25 protein-coding genes and 1 pseudogene are annotated in these 26345 nt (G+C 69.7%); 16 read left to right on the top strand and 10 right to left on the bottom strand.

What is annotated here, in order from left to right:
• Nucleotides 1–36: 36 nt before the first annotated feature.
• Both QMK34_RS12680 and QMK34_RS12675 read right to left on the bottom strand, forming a co-directional pair.
• Nucleotides 37–1278, bottom strand: a complete 1242-nt coding sequence (locus tag QMK34_RS12680; RefSeq protein ID WP_326414030.1) for an RNA polymerase sigma factor — start codon at nt 1276–1278, stop codon at nt 37–39.
• A gap of 115 nt (nt 1279–1393) precedes the next feature.
• Nucleotides 1394–1741 carry a YciI family protein gene (locus tag QMK34_RS12675; RefSeq protein ID WP_326414029.1) on the bottom strand — a complete coding sequence of 116 codons (348 nt, stop codon included), beginning with the start codon at nt 1739–1741 and terminating at the stop codon, nt 1394–1396.
• A 164-nt stretch (nt 1742–1905) separates the two neighbouring features.
• On the opposite strand from QMK34_RS12675, the gene QMK34_RS12670 reads away from it, so the two are divergent.
• The 9 genes from QMK34_RS12670 to QMK34_RS12630 all read left to right on the top strand — a co-directional run bounded on the left by QMK34_RS12670 (nt 1906) and on the right by QMK34_RS12630 (nt 12321).
• A complete protein-coding gene (locus QMK34_RS12670; RefSeq protein WP_326414028.1) occupies nt 1906–2700 on the top strand; it encodes a TIGR03084 family metal-binding protein in 795 nt (264 codons plus the stop codon).
• Entirely contained in the window at nt 2697–4457 is a 1761-nt protein-coding gene (locus tag QMK34_RS12665; RefSeq protein WP_326414027.1) for an acyclic terpene utilization AtuA family protein, read from the top strand. The genes QMK34_RS12670 and QMK34_RS12665 overlap by 4 nt, the downstream gene beginning before the upstream one ends.
• On the top strand, nt 4454–5602 hold the full coding sequence (locus QMK34_RS12660) for an acyl-CoA dehydrogenase family protein (RefSeq protein WP_326414026.1): 1149 nt from the start codon (nt 4454–4456) through the stop codon (nt 5600–5602). The genes QMK34_RS12665 and QMK34_RS12660 overlap by 4 nt, the downstream gene beginning before the upstream one ends.
• Nucleotides 5599–7197, top strand: a complete 1599-nt coding sequence (locus QMK34_RS12655) for an acyl-CoA carboxylase subunit beta (protein WP_326414024.1) — start codon at nt 5599–5601, stop codon at nt 7195–7197. The genes QMK34_RS12660 and QMK34_RS12655 overlap by 4 nt, the downstream gene beginning before the upstream one ends.
• 174 nt (nt 7198–7371) lie before the next feature.
• Nucleotides 7372–9327, top strand: a complete 1956-nt coding sequence (locus QMK34_RS12650) for an acetyl/propionyl/methylcrotonyl-CoA carboxylase subunit alpha (protein ID WP_326414023.1) — start codon at nt 7372–7374, stop codon at nt 9325–9327.
• A gap of 2 nt (nt 9328–9329) precedes the next feature.
• Nucleotides 9330–10487 carry an acyl-CoA dehydrogenase family protein gene (locus tag QMK34_RS12645; protein WP_326414053.1) on the top strand — a complete coding sequence of 386 codons (1158 nt, stop codon included), beginning with the start codon at nt 9330–9332 and terminating at the stop codon, nt 10485–10487.
• 14 nt (nt 10488–10501) lie between these two features.
• Nucleotides 10502–11332: an SDR family oxidoreductase gene (locus QMK34_RS12640; RefSeq protein WP_326414022.1), complete on the top strand. Its 831-nt coding sequence runs from the start codon at nt 10502–10504 to the stop codon at nt 11330–11332.
• Complete coding sequence (locus QMK34_RS12635) at nt 11332–11955, top strand: TetR/AcrR family transcriptional regulator (protein WP_326414021.1); 624 nt, start codon at nt 11332–11334, stop codon at nt 11953–11955. The genes QMK34_RS12640 and QMK34_RS12635 overlap by 1 nt, the downstream gene beginning before the upstream one ends.
• Nucleotides 11956–12060: 105 nt before the next feature.
• Nucleotides 12061–12321, top strand: a complete 261-nt coding sequence (locus tag QMK34_RS12630; RefSeq protein ID WP_326414020.1) for a hypothetical protein — start codon at nt 12061–12063, stop codon at nt 12319–12321.
• A 33-nt stretch (nt 12322–12354) separates the two neighbouring features.
• Here QMK34_RS12630 and QMK34_RS12625 read toward each other — a convergent pair whose 3' ends face one another.
• The gene (locus tag QMK34_RS12625; RefSeq protein ID WP_326414018.1) at nt 12355–12588 is read right to left on the bottom strand and encodes a hypothetical protein; all 234 of its coding nucleotides are present in this window, start codon (nt 12586–12588) and stop codon (nt 12355–12357) included.
• Between the two features lie 729 nt (nt 12589–13317).
• Nucleotides 13318–13911: pseudogene (locus QMK34_RS12620) on the bottom strand (chitinase); the annotation flags it as partial.
• A gap of 230 nt (nt 13912–14141) precedes the next feature.
• Between QMK34_RS12620 and QMK34_RS12615 the strand changes: the two are divergent.
• A complete protein-coding gene (locus QMK34_RS12615; protein ID WP_326414016.1) occupies nt 14142–15452 on the top strand; it encodes a GGDEF domain-containing protein in 1311 nt (436 codons plus the stop codon).
• On the opposite strand, the gene QMK34_RS12610 is transcribed toward QMK34_RS12615, so the two are convergent.
• Both QMK34_RS12610 and QMK34_RS12605 read right to left on the bottom strand, forming a co-directional pair.
• Nucleotides 15449–16405, bottom strand: coding sequence for an isopenicillin N synthase family dioxygenase (locus QMK34_RS12610; protein WP_326414015.1), 957 nt, complete (start codon nt 16403–16405; stop codon nt 15449–15451). The genes QMK34_RS12615 and QMK34_RS12610 overlap by 4 nt on opposite strands.
• 9 nt (nt 16406–16414) lie before the next feature.
• Entirely contained in the window at nt 16415–16876 is a 462-nt protein-coding gene (locus tag QMK34_RS12605) for a nucleoside deaminase (protein ID WP_326414013.1), read from the bottom strand.
• A 109-nt stretch (nt 16877–16985) separates the two neighbouring features.
• Between QMK34_RS12605 and QMK34_RS12600 the strand changes: the two genes are divergently transcribed.
• Nucleotides 16986–17402, top strand: a complete 417-nt coding sequence (locus QMK34_RS12600; RefSeq protein ID WP_326414012.1) for a class I SAM-dependent methyltransferase — start codon at nt 16986–16988, stop codon at nt 17400–17402.
• 233 nt (nt 17403–17635) lie between these two features.
• On the opposite strand, the gene QMK34_RS12595 is transcribed toward QMK34_RS12600, so the two are convergent.
• Entirely contained in the window at nt 17636–19000 is a 1365-nt protein-coding gene (locus QMK34_RS12595; RefSeq protein ID WP_326414011.1) for an MFS transporter, read from the bottom strand.
• Nucleotides 19001–19175: 175 nt separating this feature from the next.
• Nucleotides 19176–19790 carry a TetR/AcrR family transcriptional regulator gene (locus QMK34_RS12590; protein WP_326414010.1) on the bottom strand — a complete coding sequence of 205 codons (615 nt, stop codon included), beginning with the start codon at nt 19788–19790 and terminating at the stop codon, nt 19176–19178.
• A 117-nt stretch (nt 19791–19907) separates the two neighbouring features.
• Between QMK34_RS12590 and QMK34_RS12585 the strand changes: the two genes are divergently transcribed.
• On the top strand, nt 19908–20660 hold the full coding sequence (locus QMK34_RS12585; protein WP_326414009.1) for an SDR family oxidoreductase: 753 nt from the start codon (nt 19908–19910) through the stop codon (nt 20658–20660).
• Nucleotides 20657–21448 carry an SDR family oxidoreductase gene (locus tag QMK34_RS12580; RefSeq protein WP_326414008.1) on the top strand — a complete coding sequence of 264 codons (792 nt, stop codon included), beginning with the start codon at nt 20657–20659 and terminating at the stop codon, nt 21446–21448. The genes QMK34_RS12585 and QMK34_RS12580 overlap by 4 nt, the downstream gene beginning before the upstream one ends.
• Nucleotides 21449–21580: 132 nt before the next feature.
• Here QMK34_RS12580 and QMK34_RS12575 read toward each other — a convergent pair whose 3' ends face one another.
• Entirely contained in the window at nt 21581–22396 is an 816-nt protein-coding gene (locus QMK34_RS12575) for an enoyl-CoA hydratase-related protein (RefSeq protein ID WP_326414006.1), read from the bottom strand.
• A gap of 126 nt (nt 22397–22522) precedes the next feature.
• On the opposite strand from QMK34_RS12575, the gene QMK34_RS12570 reads away from it, so the two are divergent.
• The 3 genes from QMK34_RS12570 to QMK34_RS12560 all read left to right on the top strand — a co-directional run bounded on the left by QMK34_RS12570 (nt 22523) and on the right by QMK34_RS12560 (nt 25891).
• Entirely contained in the window at nt 22523–24175 is a 1653-nt protein-coding gene (locus tag QMK34_RS12570) for a class I adenylate-forming enzyme family protein (RefSeq protein ID WP_326414004.1), read from the top strand.
• A gap of 36 nt (nt 24176–24211) precedes the next feature.
• Nucleotides 24212–25192: a phosphotriesterase family protein gene (locus tag QMK34_RS12565; RefSeq protein ID WP_326414003.1), complete on the top strand. Its 981-nt coding sequence runs from the start codon at nt 24212–24214 to the stop codon at nt 25190–25192.
• Nucleotides 25193–25264: 72 nt separating this feature from the next.
• Nucleotides 25265–25891, top strand: coding sequence for a TetR/AcrR family transcriptional regulator (locus QMK34_RS12560; protein WP_326414002.1), 627 nt, complete (start codon nt 25265–25267; stop codon nt 25889–25891).
• Nucleotides 25892–25899: 8 nt separating this feature from the next.
• On the opposite strand, the gene QMK34_RS12555 is transcribed toward QMK34_RS12560, so the two are convergent.
• Nucleotides 25900–26295, bottom strand: coding sequence for a DUF7715 family protein (locus tag QMK34_RS12555; protein ID WP_326414001.1), 396 nt, complete (start codon nt 26293–26295; stop codon nt 25900–25902).
• Between the last annotated feature and the right edge of the window lie 50 nt (nt 26296–26345).

The raw sequence follows: 26345 nt of genomic DNA, 5'->3' as shown, positions 1-26345 counted from the left end.
GGCAAGGTGTCAATAGTGGCGGCCGTCCAGTGCCCGTCAGGGGTTCTCGGTGGCCAGCTGGCGGAACTCGTCCCGGCGCTGTTCCCGAAAACGTCGTTCCGGCTGCGTCGCCGGTCCGCCGAGGGAGGCCGTGAGCGCCCGGACGGCCTCCACGTACCGGCCCTCGCGGGCGAGCAGTTCGGCGCGGACGGCGTGCCAGCGGGGGTTCGGCGGCAGGTCGGCCAGCAGGGCGAGCCCGGCCGCGGGACCGGCCGCTTCGGCCGCGGCGACCACCCGGCCAAGGCCCGCGGCGTCGCTGGGCGCGATCGACACCAGCAGGTCGTAGAGCCGCAGGATCTCCGTCCAGTCGGTGCCGTCGTAGCTGGCGGCGCGAGCGTGTTCCGCCGCGATCGCGGCCTGGAGCTGATACGCCTCCGCCTGCCCGTGGGACCGGCGCAGTGAATCGTTCAGCAGCGCGACCCCGCGATCGATGGCGACGGCGTCCCACCGGCGGCGATCCTGCCGGTCGAGGGGCACGACGTCGCCGTGCTCGCCGAGCCGCGACGGCCTGCGGGCCTCGGTGAGCAGCAGCAGCGCCAGTACCGCGGCGGGCATCGTCTGGTGCGGCAGCAGTTCGTGCACGAGTTCGGCCAGCCGGACCGCTTCGGCGCAGGTGTCGACGTCGTAGGCGGCGTGGCCGTCGACGGGCGCGTGGCCTGCCGTGTAGAGACTGTGGATCACTCCGCAGACGGCAGGCAGCCGGTCGGCCAGCTCGTCCGCGCCAGGGACCCGGTAGGGGATGTGCGCCGCGGCGATCTTCTGCCGGGCCCTGGTCAGGCGCTTCGCCGTGGCGGTCTCGGTGGCGAGGAGCACCGCGGCGATCTGCGCGGGCGAGAGGCCGCACAGGGTCCGCAGAGCCAGCGCGACCCGGGTTGGCGGGGACAGCGCGGGATGGCAGCAGGTGAAGATCAGCCGCAGCAGGTCGTCGTGCACGACCTCGTCCGGCGGCAGGCCGGACCCGCCGAGCTCGATCAGCCGCAGCCCGTCCCGCTCCTTGTCCGGGCGGGCCCGCTCGCGACGGAGGATGTCGATCGCCTTCCGGCGCGCGGTCACCGTGAGCCAGGCGCGCGGCTGCGGCGGCACCCCGGTGACCGGCCACGCGCCGAGCGCCGCCAGGGTCGCCTCCTGCACGGCGTCCTCGGCCAGCCGCACGTCGCCGACGGTCCGGATCAGGGTCGCGAGGATGCGTGCGCCCTCGATCCGGACCGTCTCGGCGACCGCGTCGCGCTCAGAGGTCATCGGGAAACTGCCGTCCTGCCGTCCAGCGCGATGTCGAGCCGACTTGCCCCTGAAGGCCACCTTCACGGCGTTTTACGCCGTGAAGGTGGCCTTCAGGGGCAGTCACGGGCGGCGGCTATTTGGCCGCGATGACCGGGCGTAACTCGACGGCGCCGCCCCAGGCCGCGGGGAGCTCGGCCGCGATCGCCACCGCCGCGTCCAGGTCCTCGGCGTCGATCAGGTAGTACCCGGTCAGCGCTTCCTTGGTTTCGGCGTAGGGCCCGTCGGTCGTGACCACCTTCCCGCCGCGGGCGCCCTCCACCCGGACGACCGTGGCCGTCGTGGTCGGGTGCAGGACGGCGCTCGCGCGGACGCAGTCGGCGTTGTCCACCGCGAACTGGCGGTATTCGGCGAGCTCGCTCGCCTGCTCGGGCGCCCACCAGTCCACGTCGGCGCTGTAGATCAAGGCAAGGTACTGCGGCATCGGAACACTCCTTCGTCGCTTCGGGTCCCAGTTTGGACCCTCGGGCAGGGAACGAACGGGACCTCGTGGAAAGGACACGAGCGAGCCGCGATAAAAACAATCAGGCATGCTTGATTTTTCCCAGGGGCGGTGTCAGGGTGGGCACAGACGCAAGGAGGCGGGCTATGGCGGACCTTGGCGTGATCCTCGGGGATCTCGCGGCCGAGACGCAGACCATCGACGACGTCGTGGCGGGGTTGCCCGCTTCGGACTGGGCCAGGCCCACGCCGGCCGAGGGCTGGACGATCGCGCACCAGATCGCCCACCTGGCCTGGACGGACCAGAAGTCCCTGATCGCGGCGAGCAGGCCCGCCCAGGAGTGGCAGGCCGAGGTCGAGGGCCTGCTGAAGGTCGGGGAGAACTACGTCGACGACGGAGCGGCCGAAGGTGCGCAGAAGTCGCCGAAGCAGCTGCTCGTGGACTGGCGGGAGGGTCGCGCCGCGCTGGCCGACGCGCTCGCCGCAGTGCCGGACGGGCAGAAGATCCCCTGGTACGGCCCGCCGATGAGCGCCGCGTCCATGGCCACCGCGCGGCTGATGGAGACCTGGGCGCACGGCCAGGACGTCTTCGACGCGCTGGGCCTCGACCGGGAACCGACCGCCCGGCTGTGGCACATCGCCCGGTTCGGCACCCGGACCCGCGACTTCGCCTTCAAGCTCCACTCGCTCGCGCCGCCCGCCGCGGAGTTCCGCGTCGAGCTCACCGCGCCCGACGGCTCGACCTGGGCGTTCGGCCCCGAAGACGCCGAGCAGCGGCTCACCGGCAGCGCGCTCGGGTTCTGCCACGTGGTGACCCAGCGGCGGCATCCGGCCGACACCGACCTCGTCGCGGCCGGCGCCGGGGTCGAGGAGTGGCTCGGTCTGGCGCAGGCCTTCGCCGGTCCGCCGGGAGAAGGCCGTAAGGCCGGGCAGTTCGCATGACGGCGCCGGTGCGGATCGGCAACGCGTCCGGGTTCTACGGCGACCGGTTCTCGGCCGTGCGCGAGATGCTCACCGGCGGCCCGCTCGACGTGCTGACCGGTGACTACCTCGCCGAGCTCACCATGCTCATCCTCGGCCGTGACCGGATGAAGGACCCGAACCGCGGCTACGCCAAGACGTTCCTCCGCCAGCTGGAGGAGAACCTGGCGCTGGCCAAGGAAAAGGGCGTCAAGATCGTCGCCAACGCCGGGGGCCTCAACCCCGCCGGGCTGGCGGGCGCGCTCCGCGAGCTGGCCGTGAAACTCGGTGTCGACGTGTCGATAGCGCACGTCGAGGGCGACGACCTGATCGCGCGGTCCGGAGAGCTGGGCTTCGGAAAACCCTTGACCGCCAACGCCTATCTCGGCGCTTGGGGCATTGTGGACTGTCTCAACGCCGGTGCGGACATCGTCGTGACCGGCCGTGTCACCGACGCTTCGGTGATCGTCGGCCCGGCCGCCGCGCACTTCGGCTGGGCCCGCGACGACTACGACGCCCTCGCCGGGGCGGTCGCCGCCGGGCACGTGATCGAGTGCGGCACGCAGGCCACCGGCGGGAACTACGCGTTCTTCACCGAACACCACCTGGGCACGCCCGGATTCCCGATCGCGGAGATCCACGCCGACGGGTCGAGCGTGATCACCAAGCACGAGGGCACCGGCGGTGTGGTCACCGTCGGCACCGTCACCGCGCAGCTGCTGTATGAGATCACCGGCGCCCGGTACGCGGGCCCGGATGTCACCACCCGGTTCGACACGCTGACGCTCGCCCAGGACGGGCCGGACCGCGTGCGGCTCAGCGGCGCGACCGGCGAACCACCGCCGCCGACGCTCAAGGTGTGCCTCAACAGTCTCGGCGGGTTCCGCAACGAGACGACGTTCGTCCTCACCGGACTGGACATCGAGCAGAAAGCCGCGCTGGTCCGCGAACAGCTCGAAGGCGCGCTCAAGGCCAACCCGCCCGCGGAGGTCAAGTGGACCCTGGCCCGCACCGACCACGCGGACGCCGACACCGAACAGCAGGCGAGCGCGTTGCTGCACGTGGCGGTGAAGGACGCCGACCAGAACGTCGCGGGGCGGGGGTTCAGCAGTGCGGCTATCGAGCTGGCGCTGGGCAGCTATCCAGGCTTCCACGTCACCGCGCCGCCGTCGAGCGCGTCCCCGTATGGCGTCTACACGGCGGCCTATGTGGACGCTGGCGAGGTGCCGCACATCGCGGTGCTGTCGGATGGGTCCCGGGTGGACATCGCGCCTGCTTCGCAAACGCGGGAACTGTCCGAAGTGGACGAACCCGAGCTGCCGGAACCCTTGGCGTCTGGCGCTGTCCGGCGGGCGCCACTCGGCAAGGTCGTCGGCGCTCGCAGCGGGGACAAGGGCAGTAATGCCAACGTCGGTGTCTGGGTGCGCTCGGGCGAGGCCTGGTGCTGGCTGGCACACCGGCTCACCGTCGCCGAGTTCAAACTCCTGCTGCCGGAGACCGCCGAGCTCGTTGTCAAGCGCTACCTGCTGCCTGAGCTGTGGGCGATGAACTTCGTCGTCGAGGGCATCCTCGGCGAAGGGGTGTCTTCGCAAGCGCGCTTCGACCCGCAGGCCAAGGCAGTCGGAGAGTGGCTGCGCTCTCGTGAGATCGACATCCCGGAGGCCCTGCTTCAGTTGGGGGGCCCAGGGGGGCTTGCCCCCCGGCTGGGGTCTGGGGCTCGGCCCCAGGAGGTACAGTGACCGATCCCTTTGCGACTCCGGAGCGGGCCGAGCTGCGCGCGACGGTCCGCAAGTTCACCGAGACCGAGATCCTGCCGCACCTCGACGGCTGGGAGCGCGCCGGGGAACTGCCGCGCGACCTGCACCGCAAGGCCGGGGACCTCGGCTTGCTGGGCGTCGGCTTCCCCGAGGCGGTCGGCGGGGGCGGCGGTGACTACCTCGACGCGCTCGTCGTGGCCGAGGAGATGCACTACGCGGGCGGGTCCGGCGGGCTGTTCGCCTCGTTGTTCACTTGCGGCATCGCGGTTCCGCACATCGCCGAGGCGGGCGATCCGGTCCAGATCGAACGCTGGGTGCGCCCGGCGCTCGAAGGCGACAAGATCGGCTCGCTGGCCATCACTGAGCCCGACGGAGGCTCCGACGTCTCCGGCATCCGGACCGCCGCGGTGCGTGAAGGTGACGAGTACGTCATCAACGGCGCCAAGACGTTCATCACCTCGGGCTGCCGCGCCGACTTCGTGACCACCGCGGTGCGCACCGGCGGCTCCGGCGCGCACGGGATCTCGCTGATCGTCGTCGAACGCGGTACGCCCGGGTTCACCGTGTCGCGCAAGCTGGAAAAGATGGGGTGGCACGCGTCCGACACCGCCGAGCTGTCCTATGTGGATGTCCGGGTGCCGGTGGAAAACCTCGTCGGCGCGGAGAACGGCGGGTTCGCGCAGATCGCCACCCAGTTCGTCACTGAACGGGTTTCGCTGGCAGTGCAGGGATATTCCCACGCGCAGCGCGCTTTCGACCTGACGCTGGACTGGTGCCGGATGCGGGAGACGTTCGGCCGTCCGCTGATCTCCCGGCAGCTCGTGCAGCACAAGCTGACCGAGATGGCCCGCAAGATCGACGTCGCCAGGACGTACACCCGCAGTGTCGCGCTGCGCCACGTCGCGGGCGAAGAGGTCATCGCCGAAGCCTGTTTCGCGAAGAACACCGCCGTCCAGACTGCCGAAGAGGTGGTCAACGAGGCCGTGCAGCTGCACGGCGGGCTCGGCTACATGCGGGAGTCCGAAGTGGAGCGCCACTACCGTGACGTCCGCATCCTCGGCATCGGCGGCGGCACCAACGAGATCCTCACCGGCCTGGCCGCGAAGCGATTGGGATACACCTCATGACCGCTATCAGGTCCACTGTGGACCCCCGGGGCGAGGAGTTCGCCGCGAACCGGGCGTCCATGCTCGAAAAGCTGGCCGAGATCGACACCGAGCACGCCAAGGCGATCGCGGGCGGCGGCGAGAAATACGTCGAGCGGCACCGCAAACGCGGCAAGCTGATGGCCCGTGAACGGATCGAGTTGCTGCTCGACGAGGACTCGCCGTTCCTGGAGCTTTCGCCGCTGGCCGCGTGGGGCTCGAACTACACCGTCGGCGCGAGCGTGATCACCGGGATCGGGGTGGTCGAGGGCGTCGAGTGCATGATCGCCGCGAGCGACCCCACGGTGAAGGGCGGCGCGAGCAACCCGTGGACGACGAAGAAGAGCTTCCGGGCGGCGGACATCGCCGCGCAGAACCGGCTCCCGATGATCAACCTCGTCGAGTCCGGTGGCGCGGATCTGCCCACGCAGAAGGAGATCTTCATTCCCGGCGGCCGGGTGTTCCGTGACCTGACGCGGTTCTCGGCGGCCAAGGTCCCGACGGTCGCGCTGGTGTTCGGCAACTCGACGGCCGGTGGCGCGTATCTGCCGGGCATGTCGGACTACGTCGTGATGGTCAAGGAGCGCGCCAAGGTTTTCCTCGGCGGGCCGCCGCTGGTCAAGATGGCGACCGGTGAGGAGTCCGACGACGAATCGCTCGGCGGCGCCGAGATGCACGCCCGGACCTCGGGCCTTGCCGACTACCTCGCCGCCGATGAGCAGGACGCGATCCGGCTGGGGCGCAGCATCATCAGGCGGCTGAACTGGCGCAAGCAGGGGCCACAGCCGAGGCTCGACTACGCCGAGCCGCTGTTTGACCCCGAGGACCTGCTCGGCATCGTGCCGCCCGACCTCAAGGTGCCGTTCGACCCGCGCGAGGTCATCGCGCGTGTTGTCGACGGTTCCGATTTCGACGAGTTCAAGCCGCTGTACGGTTCCAGTCTCGCGACCGGCTGGGCGAGCATCCACGGCTACCCGGTCGGCGTCCTGGCCAACGCGCAGGGCGTGCTGTTCGGTGAAGAGGCGCAGAAGGCGGCGCAGTTCATCCAGCTGGCCAACCAGATCGACACGCCGCTCGTGTTCCTGCACAACACCACCGGCTACATGGTCGGCAAGGAGTACGAGCAGAGCGGCATCATCAAGCACGGCGCGATGATGATCAACGCCGTGTCGAACTCGAAGGTCCCGCACCTGTCCGTCCTCATGGGAGCGTCCTACGGCGCCGGGCACTACGGCATGTGCGGCCGGGCCTACGATCCGCGCTTCCTGTTCGCCTGGCCCAGCGCGAAGTCCGCGGTGATGGGCCCGGCGCAGCTAGCCGGGGTGCTGTCCATTGTGGCGCGCGCCGCGGCGGCGAACCGGGGCCAGGAGTACAGCGAGGAGAACGACGCCGCCATGCGGGCCATGGTGGAGGGGCAGATCGAGGCCGAGTCGATGCCGATGTTCCTGTCCGGCATGCTCTACGACGACGGCATCATCGACCCGCGCGACACCCGCACCGTGCTCGGGCTCAGCCTGTCCACCATCCACAATGGACCAGTGAAGGGCGCCGAAGGCTTCGGCGTCTTCCGGATGTAGGGATGGGAAAGAACCGATGTCGCGGCAGTCAACTGAACCACGGCGCGCGCACTTGGCCGGAGGCCCCGCTATCGGGGCGGCAGGGCGCCCGTGCGAGACGTTCCTGTCAGCTTGGTCCTGGCGCCCTGGCGACACTATCGCGGAGCGCGCAAGCTCGCGAAAGGAAGGAGTGACATGATCCAGAACCTGCTGGTCGCCAACCGCGGCGAGATCGCCCGCCGTGTCTTCCGGTCCTGTCGTGACGCCGGGATCGGCACCGTCGCCGTCTTCTCCGACGCTGACGCCGACCTCCCGCACGCGCTTGAGGCCGACGTCGCCGTCCGCCTGCCGGGCAACGCGCCGTCCGAGACGTACCTGCGTTCCGAACTGCTGGTGAAGGCCGCGGCCGACACCGGCGCGGACGCGATCCACCCCGGGTACGGCTTCCTGTCCGAGAACGCCGCGTTCGCGCGGGCCGTGCTCGACGCCGGGCTGACCTGGGTCGGCCCGCCTCCCGAGGCCATCGAGACCATGGGCTCCAAAGTGGAGTCGAAGCGGCTGATGTCCGCCGCTGGTGTGCCCGTGCTGTCCGAACTGGACCCCGCCGAGGTCACCCAAGCCGATCTTCCCTTGCTGGTCAAGGCTTCCGCCGGTGGTGGCGGCCGCGGGATGCGTGTCGTCCGCGAACTGAGCGAACTCGCCGAGGCTGTCGAAGGTGCGAGTGCCGAGGCGGGTTCCGCGTTCGGTGACTCGACGGTGTTCTGCGAGCGGTACCTGGAGACCGGGCGGCATATCGAGGTCCAGATCATGGCTGATCGCCACGGCACGGTGTGGGCGCTGGGGGAGCGGGAATGCTCGATCCAGCGGCGGCACCAGAAGGTCGTCGAAGAGGCACCTTCGCCGCTCGTCGATTCCGCGATGCGTGAGGAACTGTTCGGGGCCGCGCGCAAGGCGGCCAAGGCCATCGACTACGTCGGTGCCGGGACAGTCGAGTTCCTCGCCGGGCCGGACGGCCGGTTCTACTTCCTGGAGATGAACACCCGCCTGCAGGTCGAGCACCCGGTCACCGAGTGCACCACCGGCGTCGACCTGGTCGCGGTGCAGCTGAGCGTCGCCGAGGGGGCGCACCTGCCGCTCGACCCGCCGCCCACCACCGGGCACGCCATCGAGGTCCGCCTCTACGCCGAGGACCCGGCCGCCGGGTGGCAGCCGCAGAGCGGCACCCTGCACCGCTTCGAGGTACCGGACGTCGACCTGGAATTCCGGCACGGGCCGGGTTTGCGTGTCGACTCCGGGTTCGTCAGCGGTTCCGTGGTCGGAGTGCACTACGACCCCATGCTCGCCAAGGTGATCGCCTGGGCGCCCGACCGGGCCGAAGCCGCGCGCAGGCTCGCGAAAGCCTTGGCAGGGTCGAAGATCCACGGTGTCGTGACCAATCGGGATCTGCTGGTCACCATCCTCCGGCACGACGCTTTCCTGGCGGGGGAGACCGACACCGCGTTCTTCGACCGGCACGGACTCGACGTCCTGTCGACACCATTGTCCACTGAGGACTCTGTGAAGCTGTCCGCTCTCGCCGCCGCGTTGGCCGAAGCGGCGGGCAACCGTGAGGCAGCCACGACCTGGGGACGGCTTCCCAGCGGCTGGCGCAACGTCCGGTCCCAAGGACAGCAGAAGCGGTACAGCCACGGCGATACCGAGTTCGAAGTGCGCTACTCGCTGACCCGCGACGGCCTGAAAGCCGAAGGCTACGAGGACATCGCGTTGGTGAGCGCCGAGACCGGCCGCGTCGTGGTCGACGTTTCCGGCGTGCGCAGGACCTTCGAGGTGGCTCGCTACGGCGACGCCGTCTACGTGGACTCGTCGCTCGGGGCGGTCACCCTGGCCGCCGCGCCGAGGTTCGCCGACCCGTCGGCCGCGCTCGCCGCGGGCTCGCTCGTGGCGCCCATGCCGGGAACGGTCGTCCGGCTCGCGGTGTCGGCTGGTGACACCGTCGCCGCCGGGGATCCGTTGCTGTGGCTGGAAGCGATGAAGATGGAACACAAGATTTCCGCGCCCGCCGACGGCGTGGTCGCGGAGCTGCCGGTGCGGGTGGGACAGCAGGTCGAAGTCGGAGCAGTGCTCGCGGTCGTGGAGGCGAAAGACGCATGACGATGAACTTCAGTGAGTCCGAGGAGCGCGTGGCGCTGCGCAAAGCCGCGCTGGACCTCGGGAAGAAGTACGGCCACGAGTACTACCTCAAGCAGGCCCGCACCGGTGGCAAGACCACCGAGCTGTGGGACGAGGCCGGGCAGCTGGGCTACCTCGGCGTCTCCGTGCCCGAGGAGTACGGCGGCGGTGGCGCGGGCATCGGCGACCTCGCGGCGGTGTGCGAGGAGCTCGCCGCGGCCGGGGCGCCGTTGCTGCTGATGGTGGTCTCCCCGGCGATCTGCGCGACGGTCATCGCGCGATTCGGTACCGACGAGCAGAAGAAGCGCTGGCTGCCAGGGTTCGCCGACGGCAGCGTGCGGATGTCCTTCGCCATCACGGAACCCGACGCCGGGTCGAACTCGCACCGCATCACCACCACCGCCAAGCGCGACGGCGGCGACTGGGTCCTCAATGGACGCAAGGTCTACATTTCCGGCGTCGACGAGGCGGACGCGGTGCTGGTCGTCAGCCGCATGGAGGACGCCAAGACCGGCAAGCTGAAGCCCGCGCTGTTCGTCGTCCCGACCGACGCGCCTGGGTTCGAGTTCCGGCAGATCGACATGGACATCGTGGCGCCGGAGAAGCAGTTCGGCCTGTTCCTCGACGACGTCCACCTGCCGTCCGAGGCGCTCGTCGGGTCAGCGGATGCCGCGATCGCGCAGCTGTTCGCCGGGCTCAACCCCGAGCGCATCATGGGCGCGTCGTTCTCGCTCGGCATCGCGCGGTACGCGCTCGACAAGGGCGTCGCCTATGCCAAGGAACGCAAGGTGTGGGGCGCGCCGATCGGCACGCACCAGGGCCTCGCGCACCCGTTGGCGCAGGTCAAGATCGAGACGGAACTCGCGAAGCTGATGACCCAGAAGGCCGCCGCCCTGTACGACTCGGGTGACGACTTCGGCGCGGGCGAGTCGGCCAACATGGCGAAGTACGCGGCCGCGGAGGCCGCGATTCACGCTGTCGACCAGGCCGTGCAGACCCACGGCGGCAACGGGCTCGCCTCGGAGTACGGCCTCGGTACGCTGGTTTCGGCCGTGCGGCTGGGCCGGATCGCGCCGGTGAGCCGCGAGATGGTGCTCAACTTCGTCGGCCAGCACAGCCTCGGCCTGCCCAAGTCCTACTGATCCTGGAGACACCCATGACCACGCTCGCCGGTAAGACCCTCATCATGTCCGGCGGCAGCCGGGGAATCGGCGAGGCCATCGCCCTGCGCGCGGCCCGCGACGGCGCCAACATCGCGCTGCTCGCGAAGACGACCGAGCCCCACCCGAAGCTGCCGGGCACGATCTACACCGCCGCGAAGGCCATCGAAGAGGCGGGCGGGCACGCCCTGCCGATCGTCGGCGACGTCCGGGACGACGAGGGCGTCGCGTCCGCCGTGGCCCAGGCGGCCGCGCAGTTCGGCGGCATCGACATCGTGGTGAACAACGCCAGCGCCATCGACCTCACGCCGACCGAGTCCGTCAGCATGAAGCGCTACGACCTCATGCAGGACATCAACGCGCGCGGGTCGTTCCTGCTGGCCAAGACCGCTATCCCGCACCTGAGGAAGTCGTCGAACGCGCACATCCTGACGCTTTCGCCGCCGATCAGTCTCGACCCGAAGTGGTTCGAGGCCGGGCACCTCGCGTACAGCATCGCGAAGTACTCGATGAGCCTCGTGACGGTCGGGCTGGCCGCCGAGCTGCGCAAGGACGGCATCGCGGCGAACTCGCTGTGGCCGCGCACCACCATCGACACCGCGGCGATCCGCAACGTCGTGGGCGCGGAGCTGGCCGACCGCTCGCGCACGCCGGAGATCATGGCCGACGCCGCGTACGTGGTCCTGACCAAGCCGAGCACCGAATCGGGGAACTTCTACCTCGACGACGAGGTGCTGGCCGCCGAGGGCGTCACGGACTTCGCGAAGTACCGCGTCGGCGGCACCGAGGAGGACCTCCAGCTCGATTTCTGGGTCGAGCGGGCCTGATGCTCCGCGAACCCCAGCAGGAACGCAGCCGCACCACCCGGCGGCGGCTGGTCGAGGCCGCCGTCGAGTGCATCGGCGAGCTGGGCTGGAACGGGACCACGGTCGCGGTCATCGCCGAGCGCGCCGGGGTCTCGCGGGGCGCGGCCCAGCACCACTTCCCGACCCGTGAGGACCTGGTCGCGGCGGCCGTCGACCTCGTCGGCGAGGTGCAGATCCTCGAGCTGCGGGCCAGGGCGGCGAAACTGCCGTCCGGGCCAACGCGGATCGAGCACGCGGTCGACATGGTGCTCGGCCTCTACGCCGGGCCGCTGTTCCGCGCCGCGCTGCACCTGTGGGTCGCCGCGTCCACGGACGAGGCCCTCAGAGCCACGCTGGTGCCCTTGGAGGCCAGGGTCGGCAGGGAGGCACACCGGGTGACCGTCGAGGTCCTTGGCGTCGACGAGACGCACGAAGGCGCCCGCGAACTGGTCCAGGCCACTCTGGATCTTGCCCGTGGCCTGGGCCTGGCCAACCTGCTCACCGACGACACCAAGCGACGCAAGCAGATCGTGCGGCAGTGGGCGAGGGTGCTGGGGGCGGCCGTGGGGGAAGAGCCGCCGGTCCAAACGGGCACTACAACCTAGGTGAACCAAGTAGGTCTGAACAACGTATGTAATCTCGTTAACACTTTTGGAGCAGCGGGCGATAACCCCGAGTAAGTGCTCCTGTTGCGAGAGAGGTCGAGTCCGGTGTCCGGATCAAGCGTGGAACTGTCCCACCGAGCCATGGCGATGCTGCGAGCGGTCGCGGCCCGCCGAGCCAAGATGTCCTGCAGCTGCGAGCCCGACCTGTTCATCGACGGTTTCGCGTGCTGCGACCAGATGACGGCGCACGACCTCGCCCGCGGCGGCTACATCCGCCCGGCCGACCTCACCGTCGCCACGGGCCTCGTGCCCGCCGAGCTGACCGAGGCAGGCGTGGCCGCGATCGCGATCACCGCGGCCGCCTGAACCACTTCGCCCGTTTAGGCCATTCGTGGCGTTTCACCTGCCGTAGTCGGCGCGATATGACTCAGCGTGGCCTACGCCGTAGAGCGCTTGGTTGGCGAACAGGCCGATGAAGACGAGCAGCCCGGCGAGGAACGCACCGAAGCCCGCCCAGTCGCGACAGCCGCGGTCCAACAGGAGCGACCCGAGCGTCTCGCCGCGCCGGAAGTACTGGTCCAGGAGCACCGGCCGTCGGCACCGACCCGCGGACGACTTGGCAAAGATGACCACGCGGGTGACGTCCTCACGTCACTAGACCACAACACAGACCACCAGACCAGCTCACCACAGTTTGCCGCAACCACAGCGTCTTCCCGAGCCCCGCGAGGGAAGACTTCACCGCCGCGCGCCCTCTTTCGGGCCCGCCAGGGCCCCCGCTAGTGCGACGGCACCCCGGCCCCGTCCCTCCACAACCCGCGCGCGCATGCGGAAGTCAGGGCCGGGGTGGCGGCGCACTCGCGGAAGCGCGCTGGCCAAAAAACACAGGCTTCTCACCGCGTCTCAGGACGTGACCACGGTTTTTGGGGATACGTCACGAACTTTGGTCGCGTCCAAAGGTCTGTCTAGGAGACCGCTGAATAAGTCGATCTGAAGATCAATTGAAGTCGCCTGACCAGCGCTTTCATATTTGATCAATCATCCGAACGCTGTTATTCAGCAGTCTCCTAGAAGCCTGTGTTTGTTGGCCAGCGCGCTCACATACTCGCGCCGCCACCCCGGCGCGACCTTCGTACGTAACTCACGTTGAGCTCGAAGGGCGCCGGGGTACCGTCGCGATTCTGGACGACCCTTCGGGTCGTGAAAGAGGGCGCGCGGCGGTGAAGTCTCCGCTCGCGGAGCTCGCGGAGACGCTGGGGTTGCGGCAAAACTGTGGTGGGCGGGTTTGGTGGTTTGTGTTGTGGTCTGGTGATGCGGGATTGGGGCCGGTGGCCGTCGCCGATGTGGTGACGGCCGGTGAGGCTTGCTGTGGTTGATCAGGCGCTTGCCGGTGGCGCTCGGGCCGCCGGTCTCGGTGCCGATCGTGATGACGGCCTTGAGGCCGGGGTTGTTCTGCTTGACGATCTTCACCGCCTTGAGGATCCGGTCCTGCACGGTGTTGTTCTTGAACTCGTCGGTGTTTTCGATGTCGAGGTCGATCGCCTTGAGCTTGTACTGGGTGATCACCTTCTGGTACGCCCCGGCCGGCGCGGCGGCCGGGGTGCACTTCGTGCCGAGCTTGGTGCCGGACCAGCCGCCGAACGACGGGATCACGTCACCGCCCGCGGCCCGGATGTTGTTGATCATCGTGTTGTCGGTGCCGGTCAGCGACCGGGAGCCGTCCCACTGGGGTTGCAGGTCCCGTCGGACAGCATGAAGGCCAGAGTAAACGCTTTCACGCCGGTCGCGCTCATGGCCGTCGTGGGGCTCGTCTGGCCGCCCCAACTGGTATAGGTAGGGCGAAGCGAGCACCGGGTCGGGCGCGGCGGCCGAAGTCGGCGGGGCGAGCACTACGGACGTGGCCAGCGCCGCGCTGGCGGCGGCCACCAGGGTGACCAGGCGTCGTATGGATTTCATCGGTCCTCCAACGAGATTCACGCGCCCATGACGGGCGCGGTGAGTGGAGCACCCTCGATGCCTGACGCGGCGGAATCAACCAGGAGGTCACTATGTGCTTGTCACGGTGGACTAGACCAATAACGGTGTCAAGAGAAACCGTGCTGTCAAGGGGCAAAGGTCGGATCTTTATCGCGTCATGACCCGGAAGACGGAGTGACACCGCACGGCGTATCCGCTAGTTTGCCGTGATGGTGGGGGATTCCACGGTCGCAGCGGGCACGGGAAGCCGTCGTGGTGCGCTTTTTTCGTTCCGGGCGATCCCGATGTACCTCGGGCGCTGGACGCTGTGGAGCCTGCCCCGCCGTGGGCTCATCTGCTACCTGATCGCCGTCGAACTCCTCGCGTCGTCCGCGACGGTCTTCGCCCTCGTCCGCGTGCCGCCCGCGAAGACGACGTTGCTGCCGTTCGTGGTCCTGGTCGTCGGCATGCTCGTCTCCGCGGAACTCGCCCGCCCGCTCGAGCGTGTCCACTCCGACGGCGACACCGCGGCCGGGCTGGACGCGATCTGGCTGTTCGCCGGGGTGCTCCTGCTGCCGCCGGGACTGGCCGTGGGCCTGATCGTGATCGCCTTCCTCTACCGCGGAATCCGGTTGCGCCGCCGGGTGCCGCACCGCCAGGTCTTCGGCGCGGCCGCGGCCGTCGTCGCCGGGCTGCTCGCTTTCAGCGTGCTCGCCGCGACCGGCGTCCATCCCCTGATCGGGGCGACCAGGGACGCCAGGACGTTCTTCTTGATCGTGCTCGCCGGTGCGGCTTTCCTCGCCTGCACCACCGCGCTGGCCGCCGCCGCGGTGTTCGGCGGGGCGCCGGGGTCGAGCCTGCGCTCGTCGTTCGGGGAGCCCGCCTGGTACGCCTTCGACGCGGTGGCGCTCGCACTCGGCGTCCTGCTCGCCTGGACGCTGGCCGACTGGCCGCTCGCCGCCGTCCTGATCATCGGCATCGTCCCGGTGCTCCAGCGCGGCGGGCTCGTGCGCGGGCAGCGGGAGCAGTCCCGCGTCGACCCGGCGACCGGACTGCTGACGGCAGGCTCCTGGGCCCGCGCGGCCCAGGTGGACCTGGAGCGGGCGGGACGGCGTGAGGCGAGCCTGCTCATGCTCGACCTCGACCACTTCGACCAGCTCAACGAACGGCATGGCCGTCGCGTCGGCGACGAGGTCTTGCGGGCCGTCGCGGACACGCTGCGCGCGGAGGTCCGCTCGGCCGACCTCGTCGGGAGGCTCGGCGGGGACGAGTTCGTGGTGCTGCTGCCCGGCAGCACGCCGTTCGACGCGATGGCGATCGCCGAGCGCATCCGGCTGCGGATCGCGTCCACCGCGGTGGCGCTGCGCCCGCGCGCGGGCGGCTCCCAGTTCGCCGGATCGACGGTGTCGATCGGCGTGGCCGCCCAGCCGGGCGACGGGACCACAGTGGACGGACTGCTCGAAGCCGCCGAACACGCGCTGCGGCGGGCCGAACAAACCGGCCGCAACCGGACGGTCTGCACCGACGCCCTCGGTTTTTAGGACAGGGTGATCGCGTCCAGCTTCTCGCGCAGGTAGTCGGCGGCGACCACCTCGGGATAGCGCGTGTGCCCCAGCGGCGGCGCCAGCGAGCTGATGCGGGCGTCGTGATCGGTCTCGTAGAAGAAGATCAGCGACACCAGGTCCTCCTCGGGCGCACTGGCGTCGGGCGGCAGCACCCGATGCCGGGTCGAGCGCCAGCGGTCGCCCGTCCAGCGGGCCATCAGATCGCCGATGTTGACCGTGAACGCGTCCGGATCGAACGGCGCGTCCTCCCAGCGCCCGTCGGCGGCGCACACCTGCAGCCCGCCGACCCCGGCCTGGCGATCGAGCACGGTGACCGTGCCGAAGTCGGTGTGCGGGCCGATCCGGAACTGCCCGGCCTCCGGGGCGCCGACCCTGGTCAGCGGCGGATACCAGTTGATGTTGAACGTGTACGTCGGATGCCCGGTGTGCCGGGTGAAGTGGTCCTCCGGAAGCCCCAGCGCGACGGCGAACACGGTCAGCAGCTCGTCCGAAAGCGCCCGCATCCGGTCCATGTACTCACTGGCCGCGGCGGCGAGCGCGGGCACCTCGGCGGGCCAGGCGTTCGGCTGGAACCAGAACGCGTCGGCCTCGGTGTCACCGGTTTCCGTGTCCGCTCCCGCGGAGAAGGACTCCTTGAGGTCGGGCGGGGTTTCGGTGCCCTCGGCGTAGCCGTTGGCCTCGACGCCCGGCGGCAGCCAGCCGCGGCCGCCGACAGTCACGGCGTAACGCCGCTTGGCTTCCTCTGGCAATGCGAAGAACCCGCGGGAGAGCTCGCGAGTCCTCGCGCGCAGCTCGGCGGGAACACCATGGCCGGTGATGAGCAGGAAACCGGAGTCACGCAGGGCGAGGTCGACCTGCGCGGCCACCGCGGCCCTGCCCTCGGGGGTACCTTCGAACCAGGGAGCCAGATCGACGAGCGGGACGGGCATGGCTGCTCCTCAGGTGTCCTGAGTGGACTTACCGATGTCCTCGAACCACAGCTCGGGACGTTTCTCGATGAATTCCGACATCAGCGCGATGCACGCGGGGTCGTTGAGCAGCGTGATCTCCACGCCGTTCTCGGCCAGCCAGGTGTGCCCGCCCCAGAACGTCGTCGCCTCGCCGATGATCACCTGACCGATGCCGAACTGGCGGACCAGGCCACTGCAGTACCAGCACGGGGACAGGGTCGTGACCATGATCGTGTCCCGGTAGTGCGGGCGGCGGCCCGCGTTCCTGAAGGCCGCTGTTTCGGCATGGGTCGACGGGTCGTCGTCCTGGATCCGGCGGTTGTGGCCCTGACCGAGGAGTTCGCCCGCGGTGGTGAACAGGGCTGCCCCGATCGGGACCCCGCCCTCGGCTTTGCCGAGCTCCGCCTCGGTGCGAGCTGTCGCCAGGAGGTCCAGAGGGGATTTGTGCATGGCTGATTGTATTTGCTTTTCTTGATGGTCGCGTCCTGAAGTGCGGGTGAGGTTCGCCGCCGGACCGGCCGTGGCCGGGTACGCTCCCAGGTCGACAGAGGAAGGGCCGATGCCGAGCCCCGATGAGATCCGAGACGGTCAGCGAGCGACGTGGGCGGGGCTCTCCGCGGGTTGGGAGAAGTGGGACTCGGTCATCATGGATCAGCTGGGCCCGGTCGGCACGGCGATTGCCGAGCGTCTCGACATCGCCTCGGGCACGGGCGAGCCGGGTTTGAGCATCGCGAGACTCGCGCCTGAGGGACGCGTCGTGCTGACCGACCTCGTGGCGGAGATGCTGGACGTGGCCGCGCGACGAGCCAGGGCGCAGGGGGTCACCAATATCGAGACGAAGGTGTGCAGCGCCGAAGACTTGCCGTTCGGCGACGCCGCCTTCGACAGCGTCTCCGTGCGTTTCGGCTACATGTTCGCGACCGAGGCGCGGGCCTGCGCGACATCGCTGAGTGGGACGTCCCCGTCGAACTCGTGACGGGATCGCCCGCGCAGTATTGGGAGATGATCAGTGAGCACGTCTCGCTGGCGGTCGCGGCGCTTGCGCGGGTCGACGCACCGGCGCGGGACGGATTCGGGCACAGGCCATGTCGGCGGTGAGCGCGTTCGAGACGGACGGCAAGATCCGGGTTCCGGGCGTGGCACGGTGCATCGTGGGAACGAGACCGCGCGATGAACGGACCTTTTAAGGCGTTTCCGCCGCGGGAGCGGTTACGGCTGGTCGCCGACCGCCTCGCGCGCGCGATCCGTGGACCGGGCCGGGATCGGTGGCACCGCCCGCGCCCGCTTGGCGAGCACCGCGATCGACGCGAGCGCGATGACCGCCAGCCCGATGATGTACGCCGAGACCGACATCGACGTCCCGGTGGCTTCCAGCAGCAGCACCATCACGAACGGCGCGAGCCCGCCGCCGACGACAGCGCTGAGCTGGTAGCCCAGCGAAGCGCCCGTGTACCGCATTTCCGGGGTGAACAGCTCGGCGAACAGCGCCGCCTGCGGGCCGTACATGATGCTCAGGAACAGGCTCCCGACGAACGACGCCACCACGAACCACAGCAGTGACGCGGTGTCGATGAGCAGGAACATCGGCACCGCCCAGACCAGCAGCCCGACGGCGCCGAAGGCGTAGATCCTGATCCGGCCGATCCGGTCGGACAGGCTCGCCGACAACGGGATGATCGCCAGCTGGGTGCAGCTGATGAGCAGCGTCGCGGTGAGCACCGTGGTCCGTGACATGCCGAGATCACGGGTGGCGTAGTCGAGGGTGCCGGTCAGCAGGATGTAGAACGTCGCCGTGTTGACCGCGAACGAGCCGCCGGCCAGCAGCACCGTGCCGAGGTGGTGGCGCAGCACCTGCCGCAGCGGCGACGGGCCGCGCTCACGCTGCTGCGAGGCGAGTTTCGCTTCCGCCGCAAGGTATTCGGGCGTCTCGTCGACCTTGACGTGGATGTACCAGGCCAGCCCCAGCACGAGGATGCCGATCAGGAACGGGATCCGCCAGGCCCAGGACAGGAAGTCCGACGGCGGCGCGAACTTGGCCGCCAGCAGGAACACGGAGTTCGCGAGCACCACACCGATCGGGACGCCCAGCTGCACCAGGCTGCCGTACAGCCCGCGCTTGCCCGGCGGCGCGTATTCGGTCGCCAGCAGCATCGCGCCACCCCACTGCGCGCCGACGGCGATGCCCTGCACGAGCCGCAGCAGCACCAGCAGGATCGGCGCGGCGATGCCGATCGAGGCGTACGTCGGCAGCAGGCCGATGCCGGTGGTCGCCAGTCCCATCAGCGCGACCGCGAGCACCAGCACCGGTTTACGGCCGCGTTTGTCGCCGAGGTTGCCGGCGATGGCGCCGCCGATCGGCCGGGCGAGGAACCCGACGGCGAAGGTGGCGAAGGAGGCGAGCACTCCCGCCGCAGGGCTGGCGGAGGGGAAAAAAGTCTTGCCGAACACGAGTGCCGCGGCGATGCCGAAGACGAAGTAGTCGTACCACTCGACCGAGGCGGCCAGTGCCGCCGCGGTGGCCGCGCGACGGCGTTGCCGGGTGGAGGTGGACAGGGTCGGGGAGAGCTCGGCCATGTCTTGCGCCCTTCGGTCGAAGGTGACCACGGCTTCGTGGTCCGTGCGGCAGTCCGCGCAAGTTACCAACCGCTTAGTATGTGGTCAACGTCTCATCGGGGGTACTTCTGGATACCGACCAGTTGGTATGCCGGGTGAGTGCCGGTAGGGTTCGGCCGAGTCGGCGCGGACGAGGTCAGGAGGTGCTGGTGCCCAGCATGCGCAGCACGAGCTCGCGGTACTCCTGCCCGAGTTCCTGCGGGGTCTGCCGCGAGCGGTCGCTGTACCAGCGCGCCACGTCGACCCCGAGCGAGAGCACGGCCCGTGCCGCGGTGTGCGGGTCGCCCACGGTGAACAAGCCCGAACCGGCGCCCTCGGTGATGACCTCGCGCACGATCCGCTCGATGCCGCGGCGCAGCTCGGCGACGACCTCGTACTCCTCGTCCGGCAGGGCCTGCAGCTCGTACTGGACGACCCGGGCGACGGTGTGCCGCCGCGCGTGCCAGGCCACGAAGTCCTCGACGATCAGGCCGATGCGCTCCACCGGGTCGGCCACCCGCGCGACGACGTCCTCGACCAGCCCGAGCGTCTGCTCGTGCCCGCTGCGGCTGATCGCGAACAGCAGCGCCGCCTTCGACGGGAAGTGCACGTACAGCGCGGCGGGGCTCATCCCGGCCGCGCTCGCGATGTCCCTGGTCGTGGTCGCGTGGTACCCCCGGCGCGCGAAGGACTCGACCCCGGCCAGCATCAGCCGCCGTGCCGCTTCGGGCTGGACCTCCGGCCACAGCTCCGCGGACAGCGAGATGGTCATCGGCCGATCCTTCCAGATTCCCGCGTCAGCGGTGGCGGGCTTGACAGGTCTGCCCGATCCTTTCCATTGTAAGCGGGCGCTTAGCCAGCATAGGCGGCAAGAACAGGAGACACAGCAGTGAACTCGTTCAAGGATCGCGTCGCGATCGTCACCGGCGCCAGCCGCGGTATCGGGCTCGGCATCGCGAAGGAACTGGTCGAGCGCGGCGCCAAGGTGTGCATCACCGCGCGCAAGCCCGAAGCGCTGGCCGAGGCCGTCAACGAGCTCGGCGGGCCGGGCGTGGCCATCGCGGTGCCCGGCAAGGCCGACGACACCGCCCACCAGGCCGACGCCGTCGAGAAGACGATCGAGGCTTTCGGCAGGCTGGACATGCTGGTCAACAACACCGGCATCAACCCCGTCTACGGCCCGGCGCTCGACGTCGACCCCGAGGCCGCGGCCAAGATCCTCGCGGTCAACGTGCTGGCCCCGCTCGCGTGGACCAAACGGGCCCGCGACGCCTGGATGGGTGAACACGGCGGCTCGGTGGTCAACGTAGCCTCGGTCGCCGGGATCCGCGCCTCGCAGGGCATCGGCATGTACGGCGTGAGCAAGGCCGCGCTGATCCGGCTGACCATGGAACTCGGTGCCGAGCTCGGCCCGAAGATCCGCGTCAACGCCGTAGCCCCGGCCGTGGTGAAGACGAAGTTCGCCACCGCGCTGTACGAGGGCCGCGAGGAGGAGGTCGCCTCGGTGTACCCGATGAAGCGGCTCGGCGTGCCGTCCGACATCGCGGGCGCGGTCGCGTTCCTGCTTTCGGACGAGGCGGGCTGGATCACCGGGCAGACGCTCGTGCTCGACGGCGGCATCACCCTCGGCGGTGGCCTGTGACCAGCGGGATCTCCGGCGCCGGGGTGGTCATCACCGGCGGTGGCGGTGGCATCGGCCGGGCACTGGCCCGCCGCTTCGCCGCCGAGGGCGCGAGACTGGTCGTGGCTGACCTCGACGAGGGCAAGGTCACCGAGACCGCGAAGGAGGTCGGCGGCACGGCGATCGTGGGCGACGTCGCGGGCGAAGCCGGTGTCGCGAGCCTGATCGAGCAGGCGCGTGAAGCGCTGGGCGAGATCGACGTCTTCTGCGCCAACGCGGGCATCGCGCCGCGGGGCGGTGAAGAGAGCCCCGAGGATGTGTGGGCGCGCACCTGGGACGTCAACGTCATGGCGCACGTCCGCGCCGCGAAGCTGCTGCTGCCGACCTGGCTCGAGCGCGGTCGCGGGCACTTCATCGCGACGGTCTCGGCCGCCGGGCTGCTCAGCAGCCTGGGCTCGGCGCCGTACTCGGTCACCAAGCACGGCGCGCTGGCGTTCGCGGAGTACCTGTCCGCCACCTACCGCCACCGGGGCCTGACCGTGCAGGCGGTCTGTCCGCAGGGCGTCCGCACCGCGATGCTGGAGGGTGCCGGGAAGGCGGGCGACCTGCTGATGGGCGCCTCCGCCATCGAGCCAGAGCAGGTCGCGGACGCGCTGTTCACGGCCATCGACGAGAAGCGGTTCCTGGTGCTGCCGCATCCGGAGGTCGCCGAGTACTACACGGCGCGCGCGACGGACACCGACCGCTGGCTCGGCGGGATGAACAAGCTGCAACGCAAGATCGAGCAGGTGCTCAGCGAGCAGGAGTAGGGGCCTGCGCAGTGACCGTCCGCCGGATCTGATGGTCCCTGAAGGCCACCATGACGGCGTTTAACGCCGTCATGGTGGCCTTCAGGGACCATCGAGTTCGGGTGTGGCGCGGGTGTGGCCGCCATGGCGTGGCTAAGTGGTGGTGTGCGGGAGGAAGTGCGGTGGGCGGCGTTCGTTCCAGCTTGCCAGGCCCTCGGACAGTTCGGGGCGGGTGAAGGATTCGAGCATCAGGGCCGTCGCCTCGCGGGCCGCGTCCTCCAGTGGCAGCCCTGGCTCGCGGGCGAGCTGCTGCTTCATGATCGCCATCGACCGTGGGGCGCTGTGGGTCGCCAGCTCGCGGGCGTAGTCGTGAGCCGTTTCGTGTAGCAGTTCCGGTGCGACGACTTCCTGTACGAGGCCGTATTCGAGGGCTTGTTCCGCGGTGAAGGTGCGGCCGGACAGCAGCAGGTCGAGCGCCCGGCCGCGGCCGAGCAGCTCGGTGAGCAGCTTCGCGACGCCGTACTCGGCGATGAGCCCGCGCCGGGAGAAGGCGGTGGTGAACTTGGCCCCGGCTGCCGCGAACCGGACGTCGGCGGCGCAGGCCAGCACGAAGCCGAGCCCGGCGCAGCCGCCGTTGATCGCGGCCACGACCGGCACGCCCACCAGTGCGGCGGCCAGCACGTTGCGGAAGCCCTCGTGTTCGCCGGTTCCGGTGGGTGGCGCGTTCGAGATGTCGCCGAGCAGGCCGAGGTCGGCGCCGGGGCAGAACGCGCGGCCCCGGCCCGTCACGACCACCGCGCGGACCGCCGGGTCGGCGTCCGCGGCGCGCAGCAGCGAGCCGTAGCGGACCTGCATCGGCTGGTCCATCGCGTTGCTGCGCTCGGGCTTGTCGAAGGTGAGCGTGGCGACGGTGCTCGTCACCTCGTACCGCACACCATCCACAAACGACTCAGTGAGCGACTCGGGCACAGTGACCTCCTTTGGTCCCCTTGATGCTAAGGGTTCGCTTAGTGCTCTCGTCGAAGGCTTGACGGCGGCTGAGAACGCTTCTAGCGTCGGCATACCGACTGGTCGGTGCCTGACGGAGGTCGCTGAGTGAGTAGCTGGTACGAGACGAAACCCTGGCTGGTTTCCTACGATGAGCGGACAAGGGTGGCCGCACCGGTGGCGGCGACCACCATGGTGGCGGCCTTCCGCCGCACCGCCGACCGCTCGCCGGACGTCACCGCCATCAGTTACTTCGACGCACACCTGACCTACCGCGAGGTCGACGAGCTCTCGAACGGGGTGGCGCAGTACCTGCTGGCCCAGGGATTCACCGCCGGGGACCGGCTGGCGATCATGCTGCAGAACATCCCGCAGTTCGTGCTCGCCCTGCTCGGGGCCTGGAAGGCGGGCGGCATCGTCGTCCCGGTCAACCCGATGTACCGCGAACGGGAACTGGAGCATGTGCTCTCCGACGCCGGAGTGCGCGCCTTCGCCGGTTCGCAGAGCGGGTGGAACCGCCTCGCGGGCGTGGTGGCCGAAAGCGAGGTCCGGATCGCGCTGACCACCAGCGAGCTCGACTTCCAGACCCGCGACGACCCCCGCGTCTTCGCCAAGGTGCGCCGCCAGGCCACCGAGGGCGCGGTGGATCTGCTGGAGGTCGCGCGCGCGACTTCCGTGCCGCCGCCGGACCCGGGGCTCCTGCCCGGCGACGTCGCCCTGATCAGCTACACCTCCGGCACCAGCGGCAGGCCGAAGGGCGCCACCAACACACATGGCAACGTCGCGACCAACGCGGCCGTGATGAGCTCCTTCGGTGGCCTCGGCGCCGGAGCCGTGCTGTTCGGCCTCGCGCCGCTGTTTCACATCACCGGGCTCGTGGGCGAGATCGCCTCGGCGATCGACACCGGCGGTAAGCTGGTGCTGGCCTACCGCTTCGAACCGGGTGTCGTGCTCGACGCCTTCCTCGAGCACAAACCCACCTACACCGTGGGGCCTTCGACGGCCTACATGGCGCTGATGGCGCATCCGGACGTCAGCACTGAGCACTTCGCCTCCTTCACCATGCTGTACTCCGGCGGCGCCGCGCTGCCACTTGCCGTGGTCACCACCTTCCGGGAACGGTTCGGCCACTACATCCACAACGGCTACGGACTCACCGAGACCACCGCGGGCTGCGTCGTCGTACCCGGCACCAGGGAGGCGCCGATCGACCCGGCCTCGGGCACCATCTCGATCGGGCTGCCGATGCCGGACACGATCGTGCGCATCCTCGGCGAGGACGGCCGGGAGCAACCGCCCGGCGAGGCGGGCGAGATCGCCGTCGAGGGCCCGATGGTCGTGCCGGGCTACTGGAACCAGCCCGAGGCCACGGCCGCCGCACTGCCGGGCGGGCGCCTGCTCACCGGGGACATCGGTTTCATGGACCCGGACGGCTGGGTCTACGTCGTCGACCGCAAGAAGGACATGATCAACGCCTCCGGGTTCAAGGTCTGGCCGCGCGAGGTCGAGGACGTGCTCTACACCCACCCGGCGGTGCGGGAGGCCGCCGTCGTCGGGGTGCCTGACGACTACCGCGGTGAGACCGTGAAGGCGTACGTCAGTGCTCGGCCGGGTTCCACGGCCGATCCGCTGGAACTCGTCGCCTACTGCAAGGAACGGCTCGCGGCCTACAAGTACCCGCGCGACGTGGTGGTGCTCGACGAGCTGCCGAAGACGGTGAGCGGCAAGATCCTGCGCCGCGAACTGCGGGACCGGAAATAGGGACGGAAATAGGGACGGAAATAGGGAGAAGCCAGCATGCCGACGGTGGAGACCGCGACCGGCGCGCTGGACACGGCGGCGCTCGGCCGGGTGCTCATGCACGAGCACCTGTTCGTGCTGAGTCCGGAGTTCGTCGAGAACTACCCCGCGCACGAGGGGTTCGACGAGCGGGAGCAGATCCCCGCGGCGATCCGGAAGCTCACCGAGCTGGCCGCCGCCGGGATCGACACCATCGTCGACCCGACGGTGATCGGCCTCGGCCGCTACATCCCCCGGGTGGCGCGGATCGCCGCCGAGGTCGACGTCGCCATCGTGGTCGCCACCGGGCTCTACACCTACAACGACGTGCCGCACTACCTGCACTTCCGCGGTCCTGGCACGATGCTGGGCGGCGAGGACCCGCTGGTCGGGATGTTCGTCGGGGACATCACCGAGGGCATCGCGGGCACCACGGTGAAGGCGGCCTTCCTCAAGTGCGCGACCGACGCCGAGGGGGTGACGCCCGGGGTCGAGCGGGTGCTGCGGGCCGTCGCGAAGGCGCACCGGACGACCGGGGCGCCGATCATGACCCACTCGCACGCGGTCTCCCGGCGGGGACTGGAGCAGCAGGCGGTGCTCGACTCCGAAGGGGTCGACCTGGGGCGGGTGCTCATCGGGCACTGCGGCGACACCACCGACCTGGACTACCTGACCGAGCTCGCGGACCGGGGTTCGCTGCTCGGGATGGACCGCTTCGGGCTGGACCTGCTCCTGCCGTTCGAAGACCGGGTCGCCACCGTGGCCGCGCTGTGCGAGCGCGGGTACGCGGGCAGCATGGTGCTCTCGCACGACGCCTCCTGCTACATCGACTGGCTCGACCACGACCAGCTGCCCGTGCTCGCACCCAACTGGCACTACCTCCACATCACCCGCGATGTGCTGCCCGCGCTGCGGGAACGCGGGGTCTCCGAAACGGACATCACCACGATGCTGGTGGACAATCCCCGGCGGTTTTTCGAGCACTCCGGCGGCTACTGACCGCGTCTTCACGGGGTACTGGACAGACCGACCGGTATGCTCTGGACCGGGCAAGACGAAGGGGGCCCGGCGATGACTCGAGCCAACACCCGCAAGCCGCTGGGCCAGGTCTCCGGCGAAGACCAGTCCTCGGTGCCGAGGCGGCTGCTTTCCCACGCGACGAAACTCTTCGCCAAGAAGGGGTTCGACCGGACCTCGGTGCAGGAGATCGTCGAGGCCGCGGGCGTCACCAAGGGCGCGATGTATCACTACTTCGGCTCCAAGGACGACCTGCTCTACGAGATCTACGCCCGCGTCCTGCGCGAGCAGACCGAGCAGCTGGAAAAGGTCGCCTCCTCGGCGGCCCCGGTGCGGGAGCGCCTCGCCACGGCCGCCTCCGACGTCGTGGTGAGCACGATCGCGAACCTGGACGACAACACCATCTTCATGCAGTCGATGCACCAGCTCGGCACGGAGAAGCAGAAGGCCGTCCGCGCCGAGCGGCGCAAGTACCACGAGCGCTTCCGCACGCTGGTCGAAGAGGGCCAGGCGACGGGGGAGTTCCGCGGCGACAAGCCCGCCGACGTCATCGTCGACTTCTTCTTCGGCTCCGTGCACCACCTCGGCTCCTGGTATCGGCGCAGCGGCTCGCTCTCGGCGCGCCAGGTCGGCGACCACTACTCGGACCTCCTGCTGGACGCGCTCCGCCCGCCTCAGTGAAAGTGAGTTCACGGGCGGTCGCCTTCCCGCGACGGCCGGGGGACGAACTCGTCCAGCCGTCTCTCCACCACCGTGCCGGGTGGCCAGTCACGGATGAGCTCGAGCTGGCCGTGGGCTATCTCCTCGGCGAGGCTCGGGTCCCAGCCCTGGTGGCCGATGCTCGACCGGATGGCCTCGACGTAGTCCCCGGCGCTGAACCCCGGCACCTCCGCCACCAGCGCCGTCGTCGTCGAGCGGCGGGAGTCCAGCCCACCGAACGCCCGGCCGCACCCGCAGCCGCCGTCGGGGTCCTGTTCGTCGGCGGTGCACACCATGCCGATCCAGACGAGCTCGCCCTCCACGCAGAAGTGGAAGTCGTTCTTCCGGCGGCCCTGGGTCCTGGCCGTGGCCACGAGCAGTTTCATCCTGGCTTCCTCCCTGTTCGATCACTTGTTCGAACAGGAATACCAGTGGG

Origin of the sequence: Amycolatopsis sp. H20-H5 (assembly GCF_035828755.1) — a bacterium.
In the GTDB taxonomy this organism is placed as follows: Bacteria; Actinomycetota; Actinomycetes; order Mycobacteriales; family Pseudonocardiaceae; genus Amycolatopsis.
The sequence above is the reverse complement of the archived record's forward strand: the minus strand, read 5'-3'. Positions and strand labels throughout refer to the sequence as shown.

Excerpts from the sequence above, each read along its gene's own strand:
- QMK34_RS12680 (WP_326414030.1), bottom strand. The coding sequence starts at position 1,278 with ATGACCTCTGAGCGCGACGCGGTCGCCGAGACGGTCCGGATCGAGGGC.
- QMK34_RS12675 (WP_326414029.1), bottom strand. The coding sequence starts at position 1,741 with ATGCCGCAGTACCTTGCCTTGATCTACAGCGCCGACGTGGACTGGTGG.
- QMK34_RS12670 (WP_326414028.1), top strand. The coding sequence starts at position 1,906 with ATGGCGGACCTTGGCGTGATCCTCGGGGATCTCGCGGCCGAGACGCAG.
- QMK34_RS12665 (WP_326414027.1), top strand. The coding sequence starts at position 2,697 with ATGACGGCGCCGGTGCGGATCGGCAACGCGTCCGGGTTCTACGGCGAC.
- QMK34_RS12655 (WP_326414024.1), top strand. The coding sequence starts at position 5,599 with ATGACCGCTATCAGGTCCACTGTGGACCCCCGGGGCGAGGAGTTCGCC.
- QMK34_RS12650 (WP_326414023.1), top strand. The coding sequence starts at position 7,372 with ATGATCCAGAACCTGCTGGTCGCCAACCGCGGCGAGATCGCCCGCCGT.
- QMK34_RS12645 (WP_326414053.1), top strand. The coding sequence starts at position 9,330 with ATGAACTTCAGTGAGTCCGAGGAGCGCGTGGCGCTGCGCAAAGCCGCG.
- QMK34_RS12640 (WP_326414022.1), top strand. The coding sequence starts at position 10,502 with ATGACCACGCTCGCCGGTAAGACCCTCATCATGTCCGGCGGCAGCCGG.
- QMK34_RS12635 (WP_326414021.1), top strand. The coding sequence starts at position 11,332 with ATGCTCCGCGAACCCCAGCAGGAACGCAGCCGCACCACCCGGCGGCGG.
- QMK34_RS12615 (WP_326414016.1), top strand. The coding sequence starts at position 14,142 with ATGGTGGGGGATTCCACGGTCGCAGCGGGCACGGGAAGCCGTCGTGGT.
- QMK34_RS12610 (WP_326414015.1), bottom strand. The coding sequence starts at position 16,405 with ATGCCCGTCCCGCTCGTCGATCTGGCTCCCTGGTTCGAAGGTACCCCC.
- QMK34_RS12605 (WP_326414013.1), bottom strand. The coding sequence starts at position 16,876 with ATGCACAAATCCCCTCTGGACCTCCTGGCGACAGCTCGCACCGAGGCG.
- QMK34_RS12600 (WP_326414012.1), top strand. The coding sequence starts at position 16,986 with ATGCCGAGCCCCGATGAGATCCGAGACGGTCAGCGAGCGACGTGGGCG.
- QMK34_RS12595 (WP_326414011.1), bottom strand. The coding sequence starts at position 19,000 with ATGGCCGAGCTCTCCCCGACCCTGTCCACCTCCACCCGGCAACGCCGT.
- QMK34_RS12590 (WP_326414010.1), bottom strand. The coding sequence starts at position 19,790 with ATGACCATCTCGCTGTCCGCGGAGCTGTGGCCGGAGGTCCAGCCCGAA.
- QMK34_RS12565 (WP_326414003.1), top strand. The coding sequence starts at position 24,212 with ATGCCGACGGTGGAGACCGCGACCGGCGCGCTGGACACGGCGGCGCTC.
- QMK34_RS12560 (WP_326414002.1), top strand. The coding sequence starts at position 25,265 with ATGACTCGAGCCAACACCCGCAAGCCGCTGGGCCAGGTCTCCGGCGAA.
- QMK34_RS12555 (WP_326414001.1), bottom strand. The coding sequence starts at position 26,295 with ATGAAACTGCTCGTGGCCACGGCCAGGACCCAGGGCCGCCGGAAGAAC.